Source organism: Geobacter benzoatilyticus, from assembly GCF_017338855.1.
Classification (GTDB): Bacteria; Desulfobacterota; Desulfuromonadia; order Geobacterales; family Geobacteraceae; genus Geobacter; species Geobacter benzoatilyticus.
Window position 1 is genome coordinate 198523 of record NZ_CP071382.1, and the last position, 15177, is coordinate 213699.

The 15177-nt window shown below is 58.2% G+C and carries 16 protein-coding genes; 4 read left to right on the plus strand and 12 right to left on the minus strand.

The genetic code is table 11. The features are described from left to right. Positions 1-13: 13 nt before the first annotated feature. The 6 genes from JZM60_RS00910 to cmoA all read right to left on the minus strand — a co-directional run bounded on the left by JZM60_RS00910 (position 14) and on the right by cmoA (position 7076). Positions 14-1810, minus strand: a complete 1797-nt coding sequence (locus JZM60_RS00910) for a sensor histidine kinase (protein WP_207163679.1) — start codon at positions 1808-1810, stop codon at positions 14-16. 278 nt (positions 1811-2088) lie between these two features. Beyond that, complete coding sequence (locus tag JZM60_RS00915) at positions 2089-2196, minus strand: RCKP-type rubredoxin-like domain-containing protein (RefSeq protein ID WP_207163680.1); 108 nt, start codon at positions 2194-2196, stop codon at positions 2089-2091. After that, positions 2196-3635, minus strand: coding sequence for a M16 family metallopeptidase (locus JZM60_RS00920; RefSeq protein ID WP_207163681.1), 1440 nt, complete (start codon positions 3633-3635; stop codon positions 2196-2198). The genes JZM60_RS00915 and JZM60_RS00920 overlap by 1 nt, the downstream gene beginning before the upstream one ends. A gap of 101 nt (positions 3636-3736) precedes the next feature. Continuing rightward, on the minus strand, positions 3737-5221 hold the full coding sequence (locus JZM60_RS00925) for a M16 family metallopeptidase (RefSeq protein WP_207163682.1): 1485 nt from the start codon (positions 5219-5221) through the stop codon (positions 3737-3739). Between the two features lie 152 nt (positions 5222-5373). Next, complete coding sequence (gene cmoB / locus JZM60_RS00930) at positions 5374-6345, minus strand: tRNA 5-methoxyuridine(34)/uridine 5-oxyacetic acid(34) synthase CmoB (RefSeq protein WP_207163683.1); 972 nt, start codon at positions 6343-6345, stop codon at positions 5374-5376. Beyond that, positions 6342-7076, minus strand: coding sequence for a carboxy-S-adenosyl-L-methionine synthase CmoA (gene cmoA / locus JZM60_RS00935; RefSeq protein ID WP_207163684.1), 735 nt, complete (start codon positions 7074-7076; stop codon positions 6342-6344). Before cmoA ends, cmoB begins: the two co-directional genes overlap by 4 nt. A gap of 194 nt (positions 7077-7270) precedes the next feature. Here cmoA and JZM60_RS00940 point away from each other — a divergent pair, with 194 nt between their 5' ends. Then, positions 7271-7561 (plus strand): type II toxin-antitoxin system RelE/ParE family toxin, encoded by a 291-nt coding sequence (locus JZM60_RS00940; RefSeq protein WP_207163685.1) that lies wholly within the window; start codon positions 7271-7273, stop codon positions 7559-7561. Positions 7562-7570: 9 nt separating this feature from the next. Next, positions 7571-7867, plus strand: a complete 297-nt coding sequence (locus JZM60_RS00945) for an addiction module antidote protein (RefSeq protein WP_207163686.1) — start codon at positions 7571-7573, stop codon at positions 7865-7867. A gap of 404 nt (positions 7868-8271) precedes the next feature. On the opposite strand, the gene JZM60_RS00950 is transcribed toward JZM60_RS00945, so the two are convergent. Beyond that, on the minus strand, positions 8272-8733 hold the full coding sequence (locus JZM60_RS00950; RefSeq protein WP_207163687.1) for a hypothetical protein: 462 nt from the start codon (positions 8731-8733) through the stop codon (positions 8272-8274). 93 nt (positions 8734-8826) lie between these two features. After that, positions 8827-9303: a hypothetical protein gene (locus tag JZM60_RS00955; protein WP_207163688.1), complete on the minus strand. Its 477-nt coding sequence runs from the start codon at positions 9301-9303 to the stop codon at positions 8827-8829. A gap of 233 nt (positions 9304-9536) precedes the next feature. On the opposite strand from JZM60_RS00955, the gene JZM60_RS00960 reads away from it, so the two are divergent. Beyond that, on the plus strand, positions 9537-9818 hold the full coding sequence (locus tag JZM60_RS00960) for a type II toxin-antitoxin system RelE/ParE family toxin (protein ID WP_207163689.1): 282 nt from the start codon (positions 9537-9539) through the stop codon (positions 9816-9818). Positions 9819-9829: 11 nt separating this feature from the next. Beyond that, a complete protein-coding gene (locus JZM60_RS00965) occupies positions 9830-10132 on the plus strand; it encodes a HigA family addiction module antitoxin (RefSeq protein ID WP_207163690.1) in 303 nt (100 codons plus the stop codon). A 19-nt stretch (positions 10133-10151) separates the two neighbouring features. Here JZM60_RS00965 and JZM60_RS00970 read toward each other — a convergent pair whose 3' ends face one another. The 4 genes from JZM60_RS00970 to lon are packed head-to-tail and all read right to left on the minus strand — an operon-like array spanning position 10152 to position 15109. Further along, entirely contained in the window at positions 10152-11234 is a 1083-nt protein-coding gene (locus tag JZM60_RS00970; RefSeq protein WP_207163691.1) for an MlaD family protein, read from the minus strand. Beyond that, complete coding sequence (locus JZM60_RS00975) at positions 11231-11998, minus strand: ATP-binding cassette domain-containing protein (RefSeq protein ID WP_207165387.1); 768 nt, start codon at positions 11996-11998, stop codon at positions 11231-11233. The genes JZM60_RS00970 and JZM60_RS00975 overlap by 4 nt, the downstream gene beginning before the upstream one ends. A gap of 28 nt (positions 11999-12026) precedes the next feature. Continuing rightward, on the minus strand, positions 12027-12788 hold the full coding sequence (locus tag JZM60_RS00980; RefSeq protein WP_207163692.1) for an MlaE family ABC transporter permease: 762 nt from the start codon (positions 12786-12788) through the stop codon (positions 12027-12029). Beyond that, the gene (gene lon, locus JZM60_RS00985) at positions 12785-15109 is read right to left on the minus strand and encodes an endopeptidase La (protein WP_207163693.1); all 2325 of its coding nucleotides are present in this window, start codon (positions 15107-15109) and stop codon (positions 12785-12787) included. The genes JZM60_RS00980 and lon overlap by 4 nt, the downstream gene beginning before the upstream one ends. Between the last annotated feature and the right edge of the window lie 68 nt (positions 15110-15177).

The following is a 15177-nucleotide window of genomic DNA, read 5'->3' on the forward strand; positions in this document are numbered from 1 at the left end:
GAAGCGGCCACAATCATCCTTCAAGAGTGAAAAAAAAAGTCGCCCCCTCATCCACGGCAGCTTCCGCCCAGACGCGCCCACCGTGGCGATGGACAATCCGCTGAACCGTGGCAAGGCCGATGCCGTCACCCTCGAACTCTTCCTCCCGATGCATGCGCTGGAAGGGGGTAAAAAGCCTGTCGGCACGGGACAGATCAAACCCGACACCATTGTCACGGACAAAGAAGATTTTCTGCCCCCCCTGGTTAAGGACCCCCACGGCAATCTCGGCCTGTTCCCGCGTCCGCGTGTACTTCCAGGCATTCCCCAGGAGATTCTCCATAAGTACCCTAAGCAGAGACGGATCAGCATCAATCCGAATATTGTCGGCAATGTCGGAATGAACCCGGCGCTCGGGGCAGCAACCGGCAAGACCGTTCAGAATTTCACGGGACATCGCACTCAAATCGACGGTTTGCCGTCGGAAATCCCCACGGCTCAGTCGCGAGAGATTGAGCATACCGTTCACCATCTCCGCCATCTGCTGGGAAGCATGCTCGATACGTTCGGCGATCCGCTGCCCTTCATCATCGAGTCTCTCACCGTAGTCCTCCAGGAGCACCCGGCTGAACCCTGCAAGCCGTCGCAGAGGGGCATTCAGATCATGGGAAACTGAATAGCTGAAAGATTCCAACTCCTTGTTGGCATGCTCAAGCTGAATCGTCCGTTTGGTAACGCGCTGCTCTAGCTCGGCATTCAAAGCCCGCAACTCCGCCTCGCTGCGCCGCAGACGTTCCGCCATTTCGTTGAAGGATTCGGCGACATGCTCCAGTTCGGCGGTACCGGAGAGCTTCATGGAATATTCGAGGTTCCCCCGCTCTATCTCTCCCATGCCGGTAAGCAGCTCTTTCATTTCCCTAATCATCGTCCGTCCAAACCACCAGGCCAGCATCATTGCCATGAGTCCGGCGCTGAACGAAACCAGCAGGGAAACCCTGCTTATGCTCAGGGCCAGCTCCCTGGCCTTCGACAGGGGAATTGTTGCTATGACGGTCCACCCCCGGCCGTCAACCGGCGCGACACTGACCAGGCGCTCTATCCCCTTACTGTCGACCCAGTGATAATGGGGTGAGTCAACCGCAGCAATATTGCAAGGAACCAAGTTTTTTGAAAATTTGCTCCCCACCATCCCCGGCTCCTCGGTATCCACCAGGACCATACCGTTGCTGTCCACAACGACGAGGGATGTCTGAGGGCGCTTGTGCCAGGATGTTGCCATGACGGCGTTGAGTTTCCGTAGATCGAAGGGGACACCGACAACACCCACGATTTTTCCATTTCCGTTGCATACCGGGGCAGCCATCATGACCGCCGCCCGTTTGAACATCTTGGAGCTATGAATGTTTCCTATGACCTCCATGCCGCTGCGCGCACGGCAGAACCATTCACGGTCCAGGTAATTGAGCGATCTCGCCTGCGGGTCCGGAACAGCGCTGCCGATATTGTTGCCATTGCGGTCGGCGGCAAGGATATTGAGCCGCAACGGGAACGAAGGGAGTAGTTTCGCAAACAGTGGGTCTATCTCCGCCGAGTTTCCCGCGAGCACAGCCGGATGCGCGGAAACGGTGCGTATAAGGCTGAAGGTCTCGGCGATGAGGTTATCCAGCTTTGCGGCGACGCTGGAGGCCAGATCCTGATTATGATGGGCAACCTCAACGGTTTGCTTCTTTACGATATCGAAATAATGCCAAAAGGAAATCGCAACGGTGGGGAGCACCAGGATTACTATCATGACAATGAATTTCTGCTTGATGGATAACGCTCTGGTCATGGAAACCTTTATCCTGACAACCTTCATGGAAGCCCGCAGGGGTTGCCTCCGCCCCCCCACAGCACCTTGTCCCGGGCAATCTTGCGCTTCTCCCTCATGGAGAAGCAGCCTTACACAACATTATAAAAATCAAATTATACTAAAAAGAACGTAAAAACAATCTAATATAACACTCCTGCAACAATTCGGCGCCATCATCACGGGCTTGTCCCACTCCGCCGGCATCCCCTGCAATTGGCAACAAAAAAGGGCGACCTTTGCGGCCGCCCCTTTCACTCTTAATCCTGCTTCTCGAAGTTCCCCTTCTCCTGGCACTGGGGACATTTCTGGGGCTTGCACCGCCCCTCTTTGGTGAAGCCGCAAGTGCTGCATTTCCAGGTTGCCATCATTTCTCTCCTTTCGTTGCTCCGTTATCCAGCTCGATCTCCTCCACCGTTCCGAAGGTGGAAAGGGGTTTGTCGAAAGTCTTGTCGTCGCCGGCCACCACGATCACCATCTTGTCCGGCTTGAGGTATTTCCGCGCCACCCGGAGGACGTCCTCCTTCGTGACCCTGGCAATCCCGGCCCGGTAGTTCTCCAGGTACCCATCGGGATAACCGAAGAATTCGATCCGCGCCCGCTGGGCGGCAACGACGTCGGCCCGGGCAAAGCCGAAGATGAACGAGTTGACGATGGCATCCTTGGCCAGTGCCAGCTCGGCGTCACTGACCGGCTCCTTCGTCATGCCGGCGATAATGTCTTTCATGAGGGCAATAGCCTTGGCGGTGGATTCGCTTTTGGTCTCTGTCTCGGCCTCGAAGGTGCCGATGAAGCGCCGGCCGATGTCGAAGGAAGCGTAGACGTTGTAGGCAAGCCCCTGGTTGGAGCGAACCTCGGTCATGAGCCGGGAGGTGAACCCGCCGCCGAGGATGTAGTCCATGACCCGGATGGCATGGAGGTCGGGATTGTTCTTGTCGATCCCCGGATGCCCCATGCGGATGGCCGACTGGGGCACCTCCTTCCGGGCCAGGAATACGCCGGGGTTCACCTCCCTGGCCGGCTCGGGGATGGCGGGAAAGGCGATAGCTTCCTTTTTCCACCCGGCAAAGGTCTTCTCCAGGAGGGCGACGAGCTCCTTTTTGTCAAAGTCGCCGGAAACAGCGAGGATTACGTTGTTGGGATGAAAGTACTGCTTATGGAACGCCACCAGGTCATCACGGGTGATGGCCGTGACCGTCTCGACAGTGGGAAAACGCCCCAGGGGATGGTTGGGGTAGATGGCCTTCTGGAACTCCCGGTCGGCGATGGACTTGGAGTCGTCGTTCTGGCGGCGCAGGGCCTCGATGGCCCGGTTCCTGGCCAGGGTCACCCGGTCTTCGCTGAAAGCAGGGGCCGTCATGACCTGGGCAAAGAGCTCCAGGGTCCGGGGGAGGTTCCGCTTGAGACAGGTGAGAGAGATGCTCCCCGCGTCGGCGCCTATGCCCGACTCCACCGCCGAGGCCATGAACTCCAGTTCCGCATCGAGAGCCTGGGGAGAAAGCTCCTTCGTACCGCCGCTCCGCATGACCGCCCCGGTGATGCCGGCAAGGCCGGCCTTGTGGGCCGGCTCATAGATGCTCCCCACATTCACGTAGGCGGTGAGGCTCACCAATGGAAGCTCCCGGTCCGGGAGCATGTGGACGACCATGCCGTTTTTCAGCACCACCCGCTCCGTCTTCGGTACCTGGAAGTCCAGGGGGGCAAAGGTCATGGTGCGGGGGTCGGCCTTCCTGGCCTCGGCCCCGAGGGCCACGGCGGGAAGGAGCGCAACCGCAAGAATGAGTAGCAATCGTTTCACGATGGTCATTGTCTATCCTCTATCAGGTTAATTCTGTCCCCCCTCCGCCCCCCCCTTGCCAGGGAAAGAGTGGGCTCCTCCCCTGTCAAGGGGAGGCGGGGGAGGGGTTGTCACTGCCCGCTCTTCTTCGTGATGAACCCCACGGTCCGGTTCTCCCTGGTGAAGTAGGTCCGGGCCACGCGCATCACGTCGTCGGGGGTCACCTTCGCCACCTTCTTCCGGTGCTCGATCAGGTAGCGCCAGGTGCCGGCCACCGCCTCGTACTCGGTCAGGTTGCGGGCGAGCCCGCCGTTGGAGATCATCTGGCGGCTCTCCTCGTACTCCAGCTTGTTGAGGATTTGTTGAAGCTCCCGCTCGGTGACCGGCTCCTTCTTCAGGCGCTCAAGCTCCTCGTAGACGGCGGCCTCCACCTCGGCCACGGTGTGGGGGGCCCGGGTGGTGGCGGCGATGACGAAGAGGTTCGGGTAGCGGCTCCCCGGCGCCGAAAAGCTGGAAACCTCGGTGACCAGCTGTTTTTCCACGACGAGCGTTTTGTAGAGGCGGGAAGTGCGGCCGTCGGCCAGAATCATGTCGATGACGTCGAAGACGTAGTCATCGGCGGCGGGAAGGGTCGGCTTGTGGAAGCCGATGAGAAGCTCCGGCTCCGAGTCGGCCACGATCTCCAGGCGCCGCTCCCCCTGCTGAAGGGGCTCCACCACCGCCACCGGCCCCACGAGGGTCCCCGGCGGGATGGCGCCGAAGTACTTCTCCACCAGGGCGATGGTCTTCTCGGGGTCGATGTCCCCAACTATCGCCACGATGGCGTTGTTGGGCTTGTAGTACCGGGTAAGGAACTCCTCCGCCTTGGTCCGGGTCAGGTTCTCGATATCGGACATCCAGCCGATGATGGGCTGGCCGAAGGGGTGAGCGTGGTAGGCGGAAGCCACGAAGTTCTCCCAGAGCTTAGACCCCGGCTCCGTGTCGTAGGAGCGGCGCCGCTCTTCCATCACCACATCCCGCTCCGTGTAGAACTCGCGGAGCACGGCGTTCTGCATCCGGTCACTCTCGATGGCGGCCCATAGCTCCAACTTGTTGGCCGGCATATTGATGAGGTAGGTGGTGCCGTCCTTGCTGGTGAAGGCGTTGTAGCCGGCGCCGCCGTTCCGGGCGTAGATCTCGGCGAACTCCTCCTTGATGACGAATTTCGCCGCCTCGGCCTCCAGCTCATTGAGCTTCTTCTGCAGCTCGGCCACCTTCGCCCCATCGGCCTTGTCACCCTTGGCCTTCTCCGCCACCAGCAGCTGGGCCGTTTCCTCGATCTTGTCCAGGAAAGGCTTCTCGGCGGCGTAGTCCTTGGTCCCGAGGGTCTTGGTCCCCTTGAAGAGCATGTGCTCCAGGAGGTGGGCAATCCCCCGCTCATCGCTCCGCTCGTCCACGCTCCCCACCCGGAAGCGGATCCAGGTGGCCACCGTGGGGGAAGTGTGGCGCTCCACCATGAGGAGCTTCATGCCGTTTTTCAGGGTATGCTCCCGGACCCGCTCCTCCAGCCCCGCCCCGAAGGCAGGGAGGGAGAAGAGCATCACCATGAAGCAGACAACGAATCTAACCGTTTTCATCAGCACCTCGTTTCGTTCACTCTATTGAACCCGGATACTCCATTGGGCGGCACGGCGCACCTGCACGCCGTTGCCGGATACCTTTGCAAAGTCAACACAGCCGTACCGCCGGGCGATGGTTTCCAGTGTTTGTTTTCGGCGAAGGTGAAACCCTAGGGCTTTGTTGCGGTAAAGATTGCCCGCAGCGGTGCCGGGTGCCCTTCCATTGTCTTCCCGCCGTCATCCGGATCAAGAAAATCCGCCAGCGACTCAAAGCGCATCCACTCAGTCGCACGCTGCTCCTTGCAGGTGGTGCGGGTGGCATCGACACAGGCAATCTCCGTGAAGCCGCAGCGCTGCAGCCAGAGGGTAAGCGCCGCAATCGACGGGAGGAACCAGACATTGCGCATCTTGGCGTAGCGTCCCGGCGGCATGAAGATCGTCTCCTGCCCCCCTTCGACAATCAGCGTCTCCAGAATCAGCTCCCCCCCCGGACGCAGGCAGCCCTTCAGCTCCAGAAGATGATCCAGGGGAGAACGACGGTGGTAGAGGACCCCCATGGAGAAGACACTGTCGAAGCAGGCCGGATTCGGCGGGACATCCTCAATACCGATGGGGATGACATGATGCCGGGGATCCCGCAGGTAGCGCTGCATCACCTGGAACTGCATCACCGAAACCAGAAAGGGCTCGATGCCGAGGACGAAGTCGGCGCCGGCACCGCGCATGCGCCAGCCATGATAGCCGTTGCCGCACCCCACATCCAGGACTCTTCGCCCGGCGAGCGGCTGAATGTGCGGCAGCAGGCGCTCCCACTTCCAGTCGGAGCGCCACTCGGTATCGATCTCTATGCCGAAGAAACTGAAGGGGCCCTTGCGCCAGGGGTGAAAGGCCTGCAACCCGGCGATCAGCTCTTCGCGGGTGACTGCGCCGAGATCAGCGCCGGAACCGATGGTGACATTATCCTGCAGTGCAATCCGGGACGGACGCAGCTCCGGCAGCGCCTCCAGAGCGCTCAGCCACCCCGGCATATCGCCGTACCGTTCGAGGAGCATACTCTCGGACAGGGTCACCCGCAACTGCCCGGCCCAGCGCTCCTGCCCCATGGCGGCAAGGTGCGGAAAGAGAGAGTCGTACCAATTCATTTAATCGCGACCAGAGAGACGAAGTTGAAACACTGGAACCAGAGATCGGCAAAAGAAAAGCCCGCCGCCTGCAGGCGCTCATGGTGGCAGGCAAGGGTCTCGGGGATCAGCACCTTTTCCAGCGCCGACCGTTTCTGGCTGATCTCCAGATCGCTGTAGCCGTTGGCACGTTTGAAATCGTGATGCAACTCTTCATGGAACTGCTGTCGTCCCGGCTCGCCGAAAGCGATCTTCTCGGAGAGGATGAGCACGCCGCCAGGCCTGAGCCCGGCATGGATCCGCTCAATCAGCGCCAGTCGCTCTGCCGGGGGGATGAACTGCAGGGTGAAGTTGAGGACGACGACCGAGGCGTTTTCAATGGTGACATCCTGAAGATCGGCACAGCTCATGGTCACCGGCACCGTCGGCAGCGTATCGAGGGCCAGCAGCTCACGGCCGCGCTCGATCATCGCCGGGGAGTTATCCACCGCAATAATGTCACAGTCCGGCTGAGTGATCCGCTGGCGCATGGCAAGGCTGACCGCCCCGAGGGAACAGCCGAGATCATAGCAGTGACTCCCGGCCTGGGCGTATTTCGCGGCAACGATGCCGATATTGGAGATAATCATGCCGTAGCCGGGGACCGAGCGCTGTATCATGTCGGGAAAGACTGCAACAACCCGTTCATCGAATTGAAAATCGATCATTTTCTGCAGAGGTGCCGCATAGATGGCATCAGTCTTGTGGGTCACGGTCTCCTGGTCCTTTTCAATCCGGTTCTTCGTAAATAAGGTAAAGATATCGGGTTTGCTGCCGGACATCAACCCTTGTTCACTGCCACCGCACACACCGCCCGGAGCAGGGCGCAGGAAGCTGTAAGTGGTTGGGCTGCGTTCTTCTCGACTTTCCATTTGACATAACGTAGCCGGCGGGATACAGTTTATTTATGGTTGAAATCCGCAAAACCGAGCATTTTGCCAACTGGCTCGACAACTTACGTGATATCCAGGCGAAGGCTCGTGTCCTTGTAAGGATTGAGCGTCTTGCTTCTGGAAACGCAGGTGACGTCAAGCCTGTGGGTGAAGGTGTCTCGGAAATGCGGATCAACTACGGTCCCGGTTATCGAGTTTATTTTATTCAACGCGGCAGCGAATTGATCATCCTGTTGGCCGGTGGCGACAAGAGCAGCCAGTCTCGGGATATCAAGGCAGCTGTCCGGCTTGCTCAGAACCTATAGGAGTTGAAAATGGCCAAGACTGCTACCAGTCGTTATGATGTCGCGGAACATCTCCGTACTCCGGAAGAAATGGCGGCCTATCTTGAAGCATCGCTCGAAGAGGCTAATGGTGATGCAGCTTTCATTGCCAAAGCCCTCGGCGACATAGCCCGAGCCAAAGGGATGTCTCAAGTGGCGCGCGATGCCGGTCTTTCTCGTGAAAGTCTTTACAAGGCACTTTCAGGTGAGCGGGTGCCTGGTTTTGATACTATTTTAAAAGTCGTTTCAGCACTGGGACTCAAACTTCATGCAGAGGCCGCTCACTAGCTTCTCATTTTTTGTAGTAGATCGTGATTGCTAAACAGGTCGACTTCTAAAACGGCGATAGGAAGAGCCTTTAGGGGCAGGCCTCAACTTCTGACACTCTTGGCAGTACATCCATCCGGCCAACCACCTTTTTCAAAAAGTCGTGCCATAACCGCCTTTTTTGATAGCTTGCGATGCTTAATAGAATCCAATGTGTCACGAGTTGAGACCTGACCCCACTATTCTGACCCTTATCGGTAATGCCTCAATGGCGTGCTAACACAAGCCCAACCTTACTTTGTCAATTGTGTAGGTCTGACCCCTTTCAGCTTCACGCTTTTGATAGCTTGCGATGCTTAATAGAGACCAATTTGTCAAGAGTTGAGACCGACCCCACTACTGGCCCCTATTATCTGCGCAGTTTCCTATCGTTGCACCCCACACAAAGCCCTATACACAATACCGCTAGGGTAATCGGGTGCGGTCTCGGATGCGTCGTACCATTCGGGGTTGAAATTCGAATTGTTCAAACCGTCTACAGTAAGGCTAAATGAATTTGTTTGCCTCATTTGCTTTCTCTTGCAATCTACTATTTCATTCCACTTATTGCCAAACCAACCTTCCAGTGGTTTGTTATTCGTGCTGTATAGAATATCTATGTTTTTGTTGATTGTGACAATGTCCACGGAATAGGTTCCCGGCGTTTGAAGCTGTGTAACCTTGTAATGTACGCGCACTTCGTTGTGCCCCGTTACGCTATTCCACGGATTTCTCCTCTTTAAAGCTTCGTTAGCAATTTGATCGAGCGAAGCAGCCGAAGCAAAACTAGCAAATAACGATATTGATACAGTGAAGGCTATAATTGTCAGTTGAATGAATTGTTTCATTGTGGGTACTCCTTAACATTAGATTATTTTGTCAAATACAGCTAAATTGATTTTTACATATTTTTATTGACTTTAGTATCAACAAACATTCCCTCATTTTAAAATGCTTTTTAGTTTCTTGATCTTTATTTCTAGTTTCTCTTTTTGCTCTTCTTGATATTTCTCAATAGCTAGATCGAGAGTTCTAAAATGTCCTAACGCAACGGTTGCAGCTATAATTGCTGTAGCTGCAATCCACGGCAGCTTCTTCTCTTCAATTAACGATATTATTTTTGCTATCTGATCTGATTTTGAAAATATTTCATACCCAAAAACAATGCTTATTTCATTCGTTAATGCTATCACTGAAATTACAAATATTGCTACTACACACATTCTGCCCAAAAAATGGGACAGAACAACACATACTCTTGTAACCAGTTTTAGCCATTCGGCAAAATCAAATAACATAGAAAAACCTTGCAGAAAAATGAGGCTAACGAAATTTTTTAGCTTTGGAGAAGCGTATATCGAATACATGAAATACAAAAATATTATTATAATCGGTGACATATTTATCATCAACTTCACAAATTATCTCCTATTCTACTGGCTAACGGCTGAGAGCACAGCGGGTTCACCGGTGTTGCGCTTGGATACTATGTAAGGCCCCCTTTGGGCATACGGAATTATGACGTATGCCCAAGGGGTCAGACCTACACATTTTACTTTTGCAATTACGTCGGTCCGCCGCCCTCAGTTTAACCCATATTTCATGCTTTTCCCAGATTGACTCATATAAACAAATTGTTTACACTCTCACCATGATTACATCGTTCGCGAACAAGGACTCGGAAAAACTCTTTGCGACGGGGAAATCCAGGAAATTCCCTCCGGAAATCATTACTCGCGCGATTATGCGACTAACCCAGTTGGACAGCGCACGCGATGTTACAGATTTGTTGATGCCGCCGTCAAACAGGCTTGAATCTTTATCCGGCAACAGGTCAGGTCAGTGGAGCATCAGGATTAATGACCAGTGGCGGATATGTTTTTCATTCGCCAACGGCGAAGCAACTGAGGTTGAAATAACTGACTATCATTAAGGAGAAATCTCATGGCGACAAAAAATGGCCTTCCTCCTATACATCCCGGAGTGTTCTTGAAAGAAATTCTCGATGAGCTTGGCATCTCGCAGAACGCTTTTGCGCAAGCAATCGGCGTGTCGCCGATGCGAGTTTCGCATGTAATCAAGGGCACACGTCCTGTCACCGCAGAACTGGCACTCCTATTCGGAAAGGCCTTCGGCCAGACCCCGATCTACTGGATGAACCTGCAAACCAGCTATGACCTGAAGACGGTGGAAAAAGAGCTGGCTCCGAAGGTTCGACAAGTGCACCCGCTTTCGCGGGCAGCATAGCATTTGATATTCATCAACCTCAAAACAACGAAAACTTCACATACTTTTTGGGATTCTCCTTGATGTCCTTCACCAGGAGGTTCAGGTCCTCCACGGTCCGGTTGAGGCGGTCGTAGAGATCCCGGTCCGACAGGAGCTTGCCGGCGGTCCCCTCGCCCCGCTCCAGCCGGGAGGTGACTTCTTCCAGTGATTTGAGGGAGGCGTCGGCCCGGTTGATGAGGGTGAGCCCCTTGTCGTAGACCTCACGGTCGGCCATGAGGTTGCCGAGGGTCCCCTCCTTGGAAAGGAGCTTGCGGTTCAGCTCCCGCACTTCGTCGGCGGCGGTGCTCGCCTTGCTGGCCACGGCCACGAGCTTGTCGTAGAGCTCCCGGTCGTGGAGGAGCTTGCTCATGGTCCCCTCCGAAGACTGGATGTCGGTGAGGGTGTTGTCGGCCCGGTTTAGGATGCTCATGAGCTTCTCGTAGGGCTCCCGGCTCTTGTTGAGCATGCCGAGGGTCCCTTCCCCCCGGTTGACGGAGGCGGCAACGGCGTCCAGCTCGGCGGTGAGGCGCACCAGGCTGTCGTAAAGCTTCGGGTCGTTGGCGAAACGCCCCAGGGTTCCCTCGCCCCGCTCGGTCTTGGCCACGATGGCATCCACCCGGTCGAAGGCCCTGGCCGCCTTCTGCACCACGTCGTCCAGCTTCGGCATGGAGGTCCCCTGAAGCCGCTCCACGGGCTTTGCCACGATTGAGCGGGTGGGGGTGATGTCCACGTACTTCTCACCCAGGAGCCCCCGGGTCTTGACGGTCACGACCGAGTCGGCGCCGATCTTTTTCAGGGCATCCCGCTCCACCTCCAGGACAATCTCCACCTCGTTGGTGGCCTCGGGGCGCTCGAACTCGATGCGGGTCACGATCCCCACATCGACCCCGGCGAGCCAGACCGGGGCACCCACCTTGAGCCCCGCCACGTCGGTCATGATGACCGAGAGCCTCCCCTTGGGGACGAAGAACTTGGTCTTGTCCCCCATGATGAGCACGCCGCCGGCCAAGAGGGCCAGGGCCACCAGAATGAAGATCCCCCCCTTGAGCTGGGACCACGATACGTTGTCGCTTCGTTTCATAGGGCTCTGCTTTCCGTCTGGTTGTTGTTGGTGTCGTAGGTGAACAGGGAGCGGTCCGTGGGTGCCAGGAACTCGCGGATTTCCGGCAGCTCGCACCGCTTCATCTCCTCCTCCGTCCCCTCAAAGGCAAGCCGCGCGTGGTGGAGGAAGGAAAACCTCCGGGATACGGCAAAGGCGGTTTCCAGGTCGTGGGTCACCATGAGGGTGGTCTTCCCCTCCCCCTGGAGCCGGAGCATCAGGTTCCGGATGTTGTAGACCCCGATGGGGTCGAGGCCGGTGGTGGGTTCGTCGAAAAAGATGTACTCCGGGTCCGCCGCAAGGGCCCTGGCGATGGCGACCCGCTTCTTCATGCCGCCGGAAAGCTCCGCCGGGTAGAGGTCGATGGTCTGCTCCAGCCCCACGAAGGAGAGCTTCTCCAGCACGATCCCCTCGATCTCCTTCTCGGACAGCCGCCCTTCCTCCAGGAGGCGGTACCCCACGTTCTCCCCCACGGTCATGGAGTCGAAGAGGGCGCCACCCTGGAAGACGATGGCGATCTTCCTCCGAACCTCTATCAGTTCCCGCTCCCTGAGTCCCCCGATGGGGGTACCATTGATGGAGATGGTTCCCCCGTCGGGCCGCAACAGTCCCAGCATCAGCTTCAGGATTGTGGTCTTGCCGGCCCCGCTCATGCCGAGGATGGTCCGGTTCACCCCCGGCTCCAGGTGGAGGTCGAAACCGTCCAGAATCCGCCGCCCCCCCACCGCATAGGAGACCTGGTCCATCCGTATGCCCCGCGCGTCAGTCACATCATCACCTGAAGACAATGAAAATTTTCGTCATGAAAAAATCGCATACCAGCACCATGATGGAGGTGACGACCACCGCCCGCTTGGCCGCGGCCCCCACCCCCTCGGCGCCCCCTTTGGTGTTGAGACCCACGTAACAGCCGATGGTGGCGATGAGGAAGCCGAAGACGAACGGCTTCGCCACCCCTTCGATGATATCCTGGAATACCAGGAACTGGGAGAGGGATTTCCAGTACATCAGGATATTGATGTCGTAGCCGGAGGCGATGACGAATCCCCCCAGGAGCGCCAGGGCGTCGGTGATTACAGCCAACAGCGGCATGGCCACGAGCATTGCCTTGAGCCGCGAGGTGGCGAGCCGGGTGATGACGTCGGTCCCCTCCACCCGCATGGCGTCCACCTGCTCGGTGACGACCATGGTGCCCAACTCGGCGGTGATGGCCGAGCCGACCCGACCCGCCACCATGAGGGACGAGAGGACCGGCCCCAGCTCCTTAACCATGGTGACGGCCACCATCCCCCCCACGTAGCTGGTGGCGGCAAATGGTTTCAGCTGGATGAGGGCCTGAAGCGCCATGACCATGCCGGTAAAGAGCCCCGTGAGGCAGACGATGAAAAGGGAGCCGACCCCCATCTTGTCCAGTTGGGTGACGAACTCCCGATAGTAGAATGGCCTGCGAAAAATCCGCACGACGGCCCGGGCAGCCAGGGCGAAATAGGCCTGGAGTTCCTGGAGGAACCACTTTACGGTGCGTTCAGGGTTCATATCGGTTGCAGCACCGTCTCGATCGCCTCGCGCACGTCATCCGCGAAGACAAAGGCGATCTCCCCTTTCACGTCGTCGGGGATGTCCTCCAGGTTCTCCCGGTTGCGGGCCGGGGCCACCACGGTCTTCACCCCGGCGCGGCGGGCCGCCAGCACCTTCTCCTTGAGCCCGCCGATGGCCAGGACCCGCCCCGTGAGGCTGATTTCGCCGGTCATGGCCACGTCGCGCCGGGCCGGCCGCCCCGACAGGAGCGACACGATGGCAATCACCATGGTAATGCCAGCCGACGGCCCGTCCTTGGGGATGGCGCCAGCCGGCACGTGGATGTGGATATCGGTGTCGGCAAAGGCGGTTTCCTCCACCCCCCACTCGGCGCCGTTGGCCCGCACGAAGGAAAGGGCCGCCCGGGCCGACTCCTTCATGACGTCCCCCAGGGAGCCGGTCAGGATCAGCTCCCCCTTCCCCTTCATCCGGGTCGCCTCCACGAAGATGATGTCGCCGCCGGTCTCGGTCCAGGCAAGCCCTGTGACGACCCCCACCCGGTCTTTCTCCGAAGCCACCTCGTTGAAGAAGGTCCGGGGGCCCAGAAGCTCCTCCACCACCGCCGGAGAGATGGTCTCCCGCAGGGGCTTACCCTGGGTAATCTCCTTGGCCACCTTGCGGCAGACCGAGGCGATGTTCCGCTGGAGGTTCCGCACCCCCGCCTCCCTGGTGTAATCGCGGATAATCTTGAAAAGTGCGTCATCGGCAAAGGCGGGAGGTGTGCCTGCCAGGCCGTTCTCCTCGATCTCCCGGGGGACCAGGTAGCGGACGGCGATCTTCTCCTTCTCTTCGTCGGTGTAGCCCGAGAGCCGGATCACCTCCATCCGGTCCTTGAGGGCAGCGGGGACCGGGTCCAGCTGGTTCGCCGTGGTGATGAACATGACGTTGGAGAGGTCGAAGGGGACATCCAGGTAGTGGTCGGTGAAGGTGTTGTTCTGCTCCGGGTCCAGCACCTCCAGCAGGGCGCTGGCCGGGTCTCCCCGGAAGTCGAGGCCGACCTTGTCCACCTCGTCCAGCATGAAAACCGGATTGTTGGTGCCGCAGCGGTAGAGCTCCTGGATGATCCGGCCCGGCAGGGCGCCGATGTAGGTGCGGCGGTGGCCCCGGATCTCCGCCTCGTCCCGCATCCCACCCAGTGACATCCGGATGAATTTGCGCCCCAGTGCCCGGGCGATGGATTTGCCGAGACTCGTCTTCCCCACCCCCGGCGGCCCCACGAAACAGAGGATCGGCCCCTTCATCTTCTCCCGGAGGGTCCGGACCGCCAGGTATTCGAGAATCCGCTCCTTCACCTTCTTCAGATCGTAGTGATCCTCATCCAGCACCGCTTCGGCCTGGTTGATGTCGTTGTTGTCCCTGGTGGCGTTTTTCCAGGGCATCCCGGCCAGGTAGTCGAGGTAGGTGCGGGAGACCGTGTACTCCGGGGAGGCGGGATTGATCCGCTCCACCCGCTTCAGCTCCTTGTCGGCGATCTTCCGCACCTCCGAGGGCATGCCGGCCGCGTCGATCTTCTTCCTAAGGTCGGTCATCTCGGCGGCCCGGGTATCCTCCTCCCCCAGTTCCTCCTGGATCTGCTTCATCTGCTCCCGCAGCAGGTACTCCTTCTGGCTCTTGCCGACCCGCTTGGTCACCTCGGCCTGGACCTCCCCCTTCACCTGGAGCCGCTGCACCTCGCTCGTCAGGTGCATGTAGACCTTCTTGAGCCGCTCCAGGGGGTCGATAACTTCCAGGATACCCTGCTGCTCGTCCAGGGGGAGATTAACGTAGAGGGCAACCAGATCCGCCAACCGCGCCGGATTGTCGATGAGGTCGATCATCTTCATGACATCCTCGGGAAGGGGCCGGCCGTAGGAAAGGGCAATCTTCAGGAGGGCATTGAGACTCTGGACCAGGGCCTCGGAGACCATGGACCGCTCCACGAACTCGTGGATCGGCTCGCAATGGCCTTGAAGGTGCTGGTTAAACTCCACCACATCCGTCACCCGGACCCGGGTAACCCCCTCGAAAACCAACTTCGCGCCCCCTTCGGAGAGGCGCTGAATCTGATTGACCTTGCAAAGCGTACCGATCTCGAAAAGCTGCGAAATTGTACCGGGAGCAGTCTCCTGGCGGGGACGGATGAGGACCACGAACTGCTCGGGGCCGAGCATCTCCTCAAAGCCGGCAAACTCCTCATCCTTGAGGAACAGGGGGAAGATCATGTAGGGGAAAGCCACGATCTCCCGAACGGGATAGACCGGCAGAACGGAAGGTATTGTTATCGACACGGATTCGGACATGGTGTTCGGGTCCTTGGGTCGAAGGGGGCTTGGGGTGGCGCACAGGTATAGTAACCAGACTAGCCGCT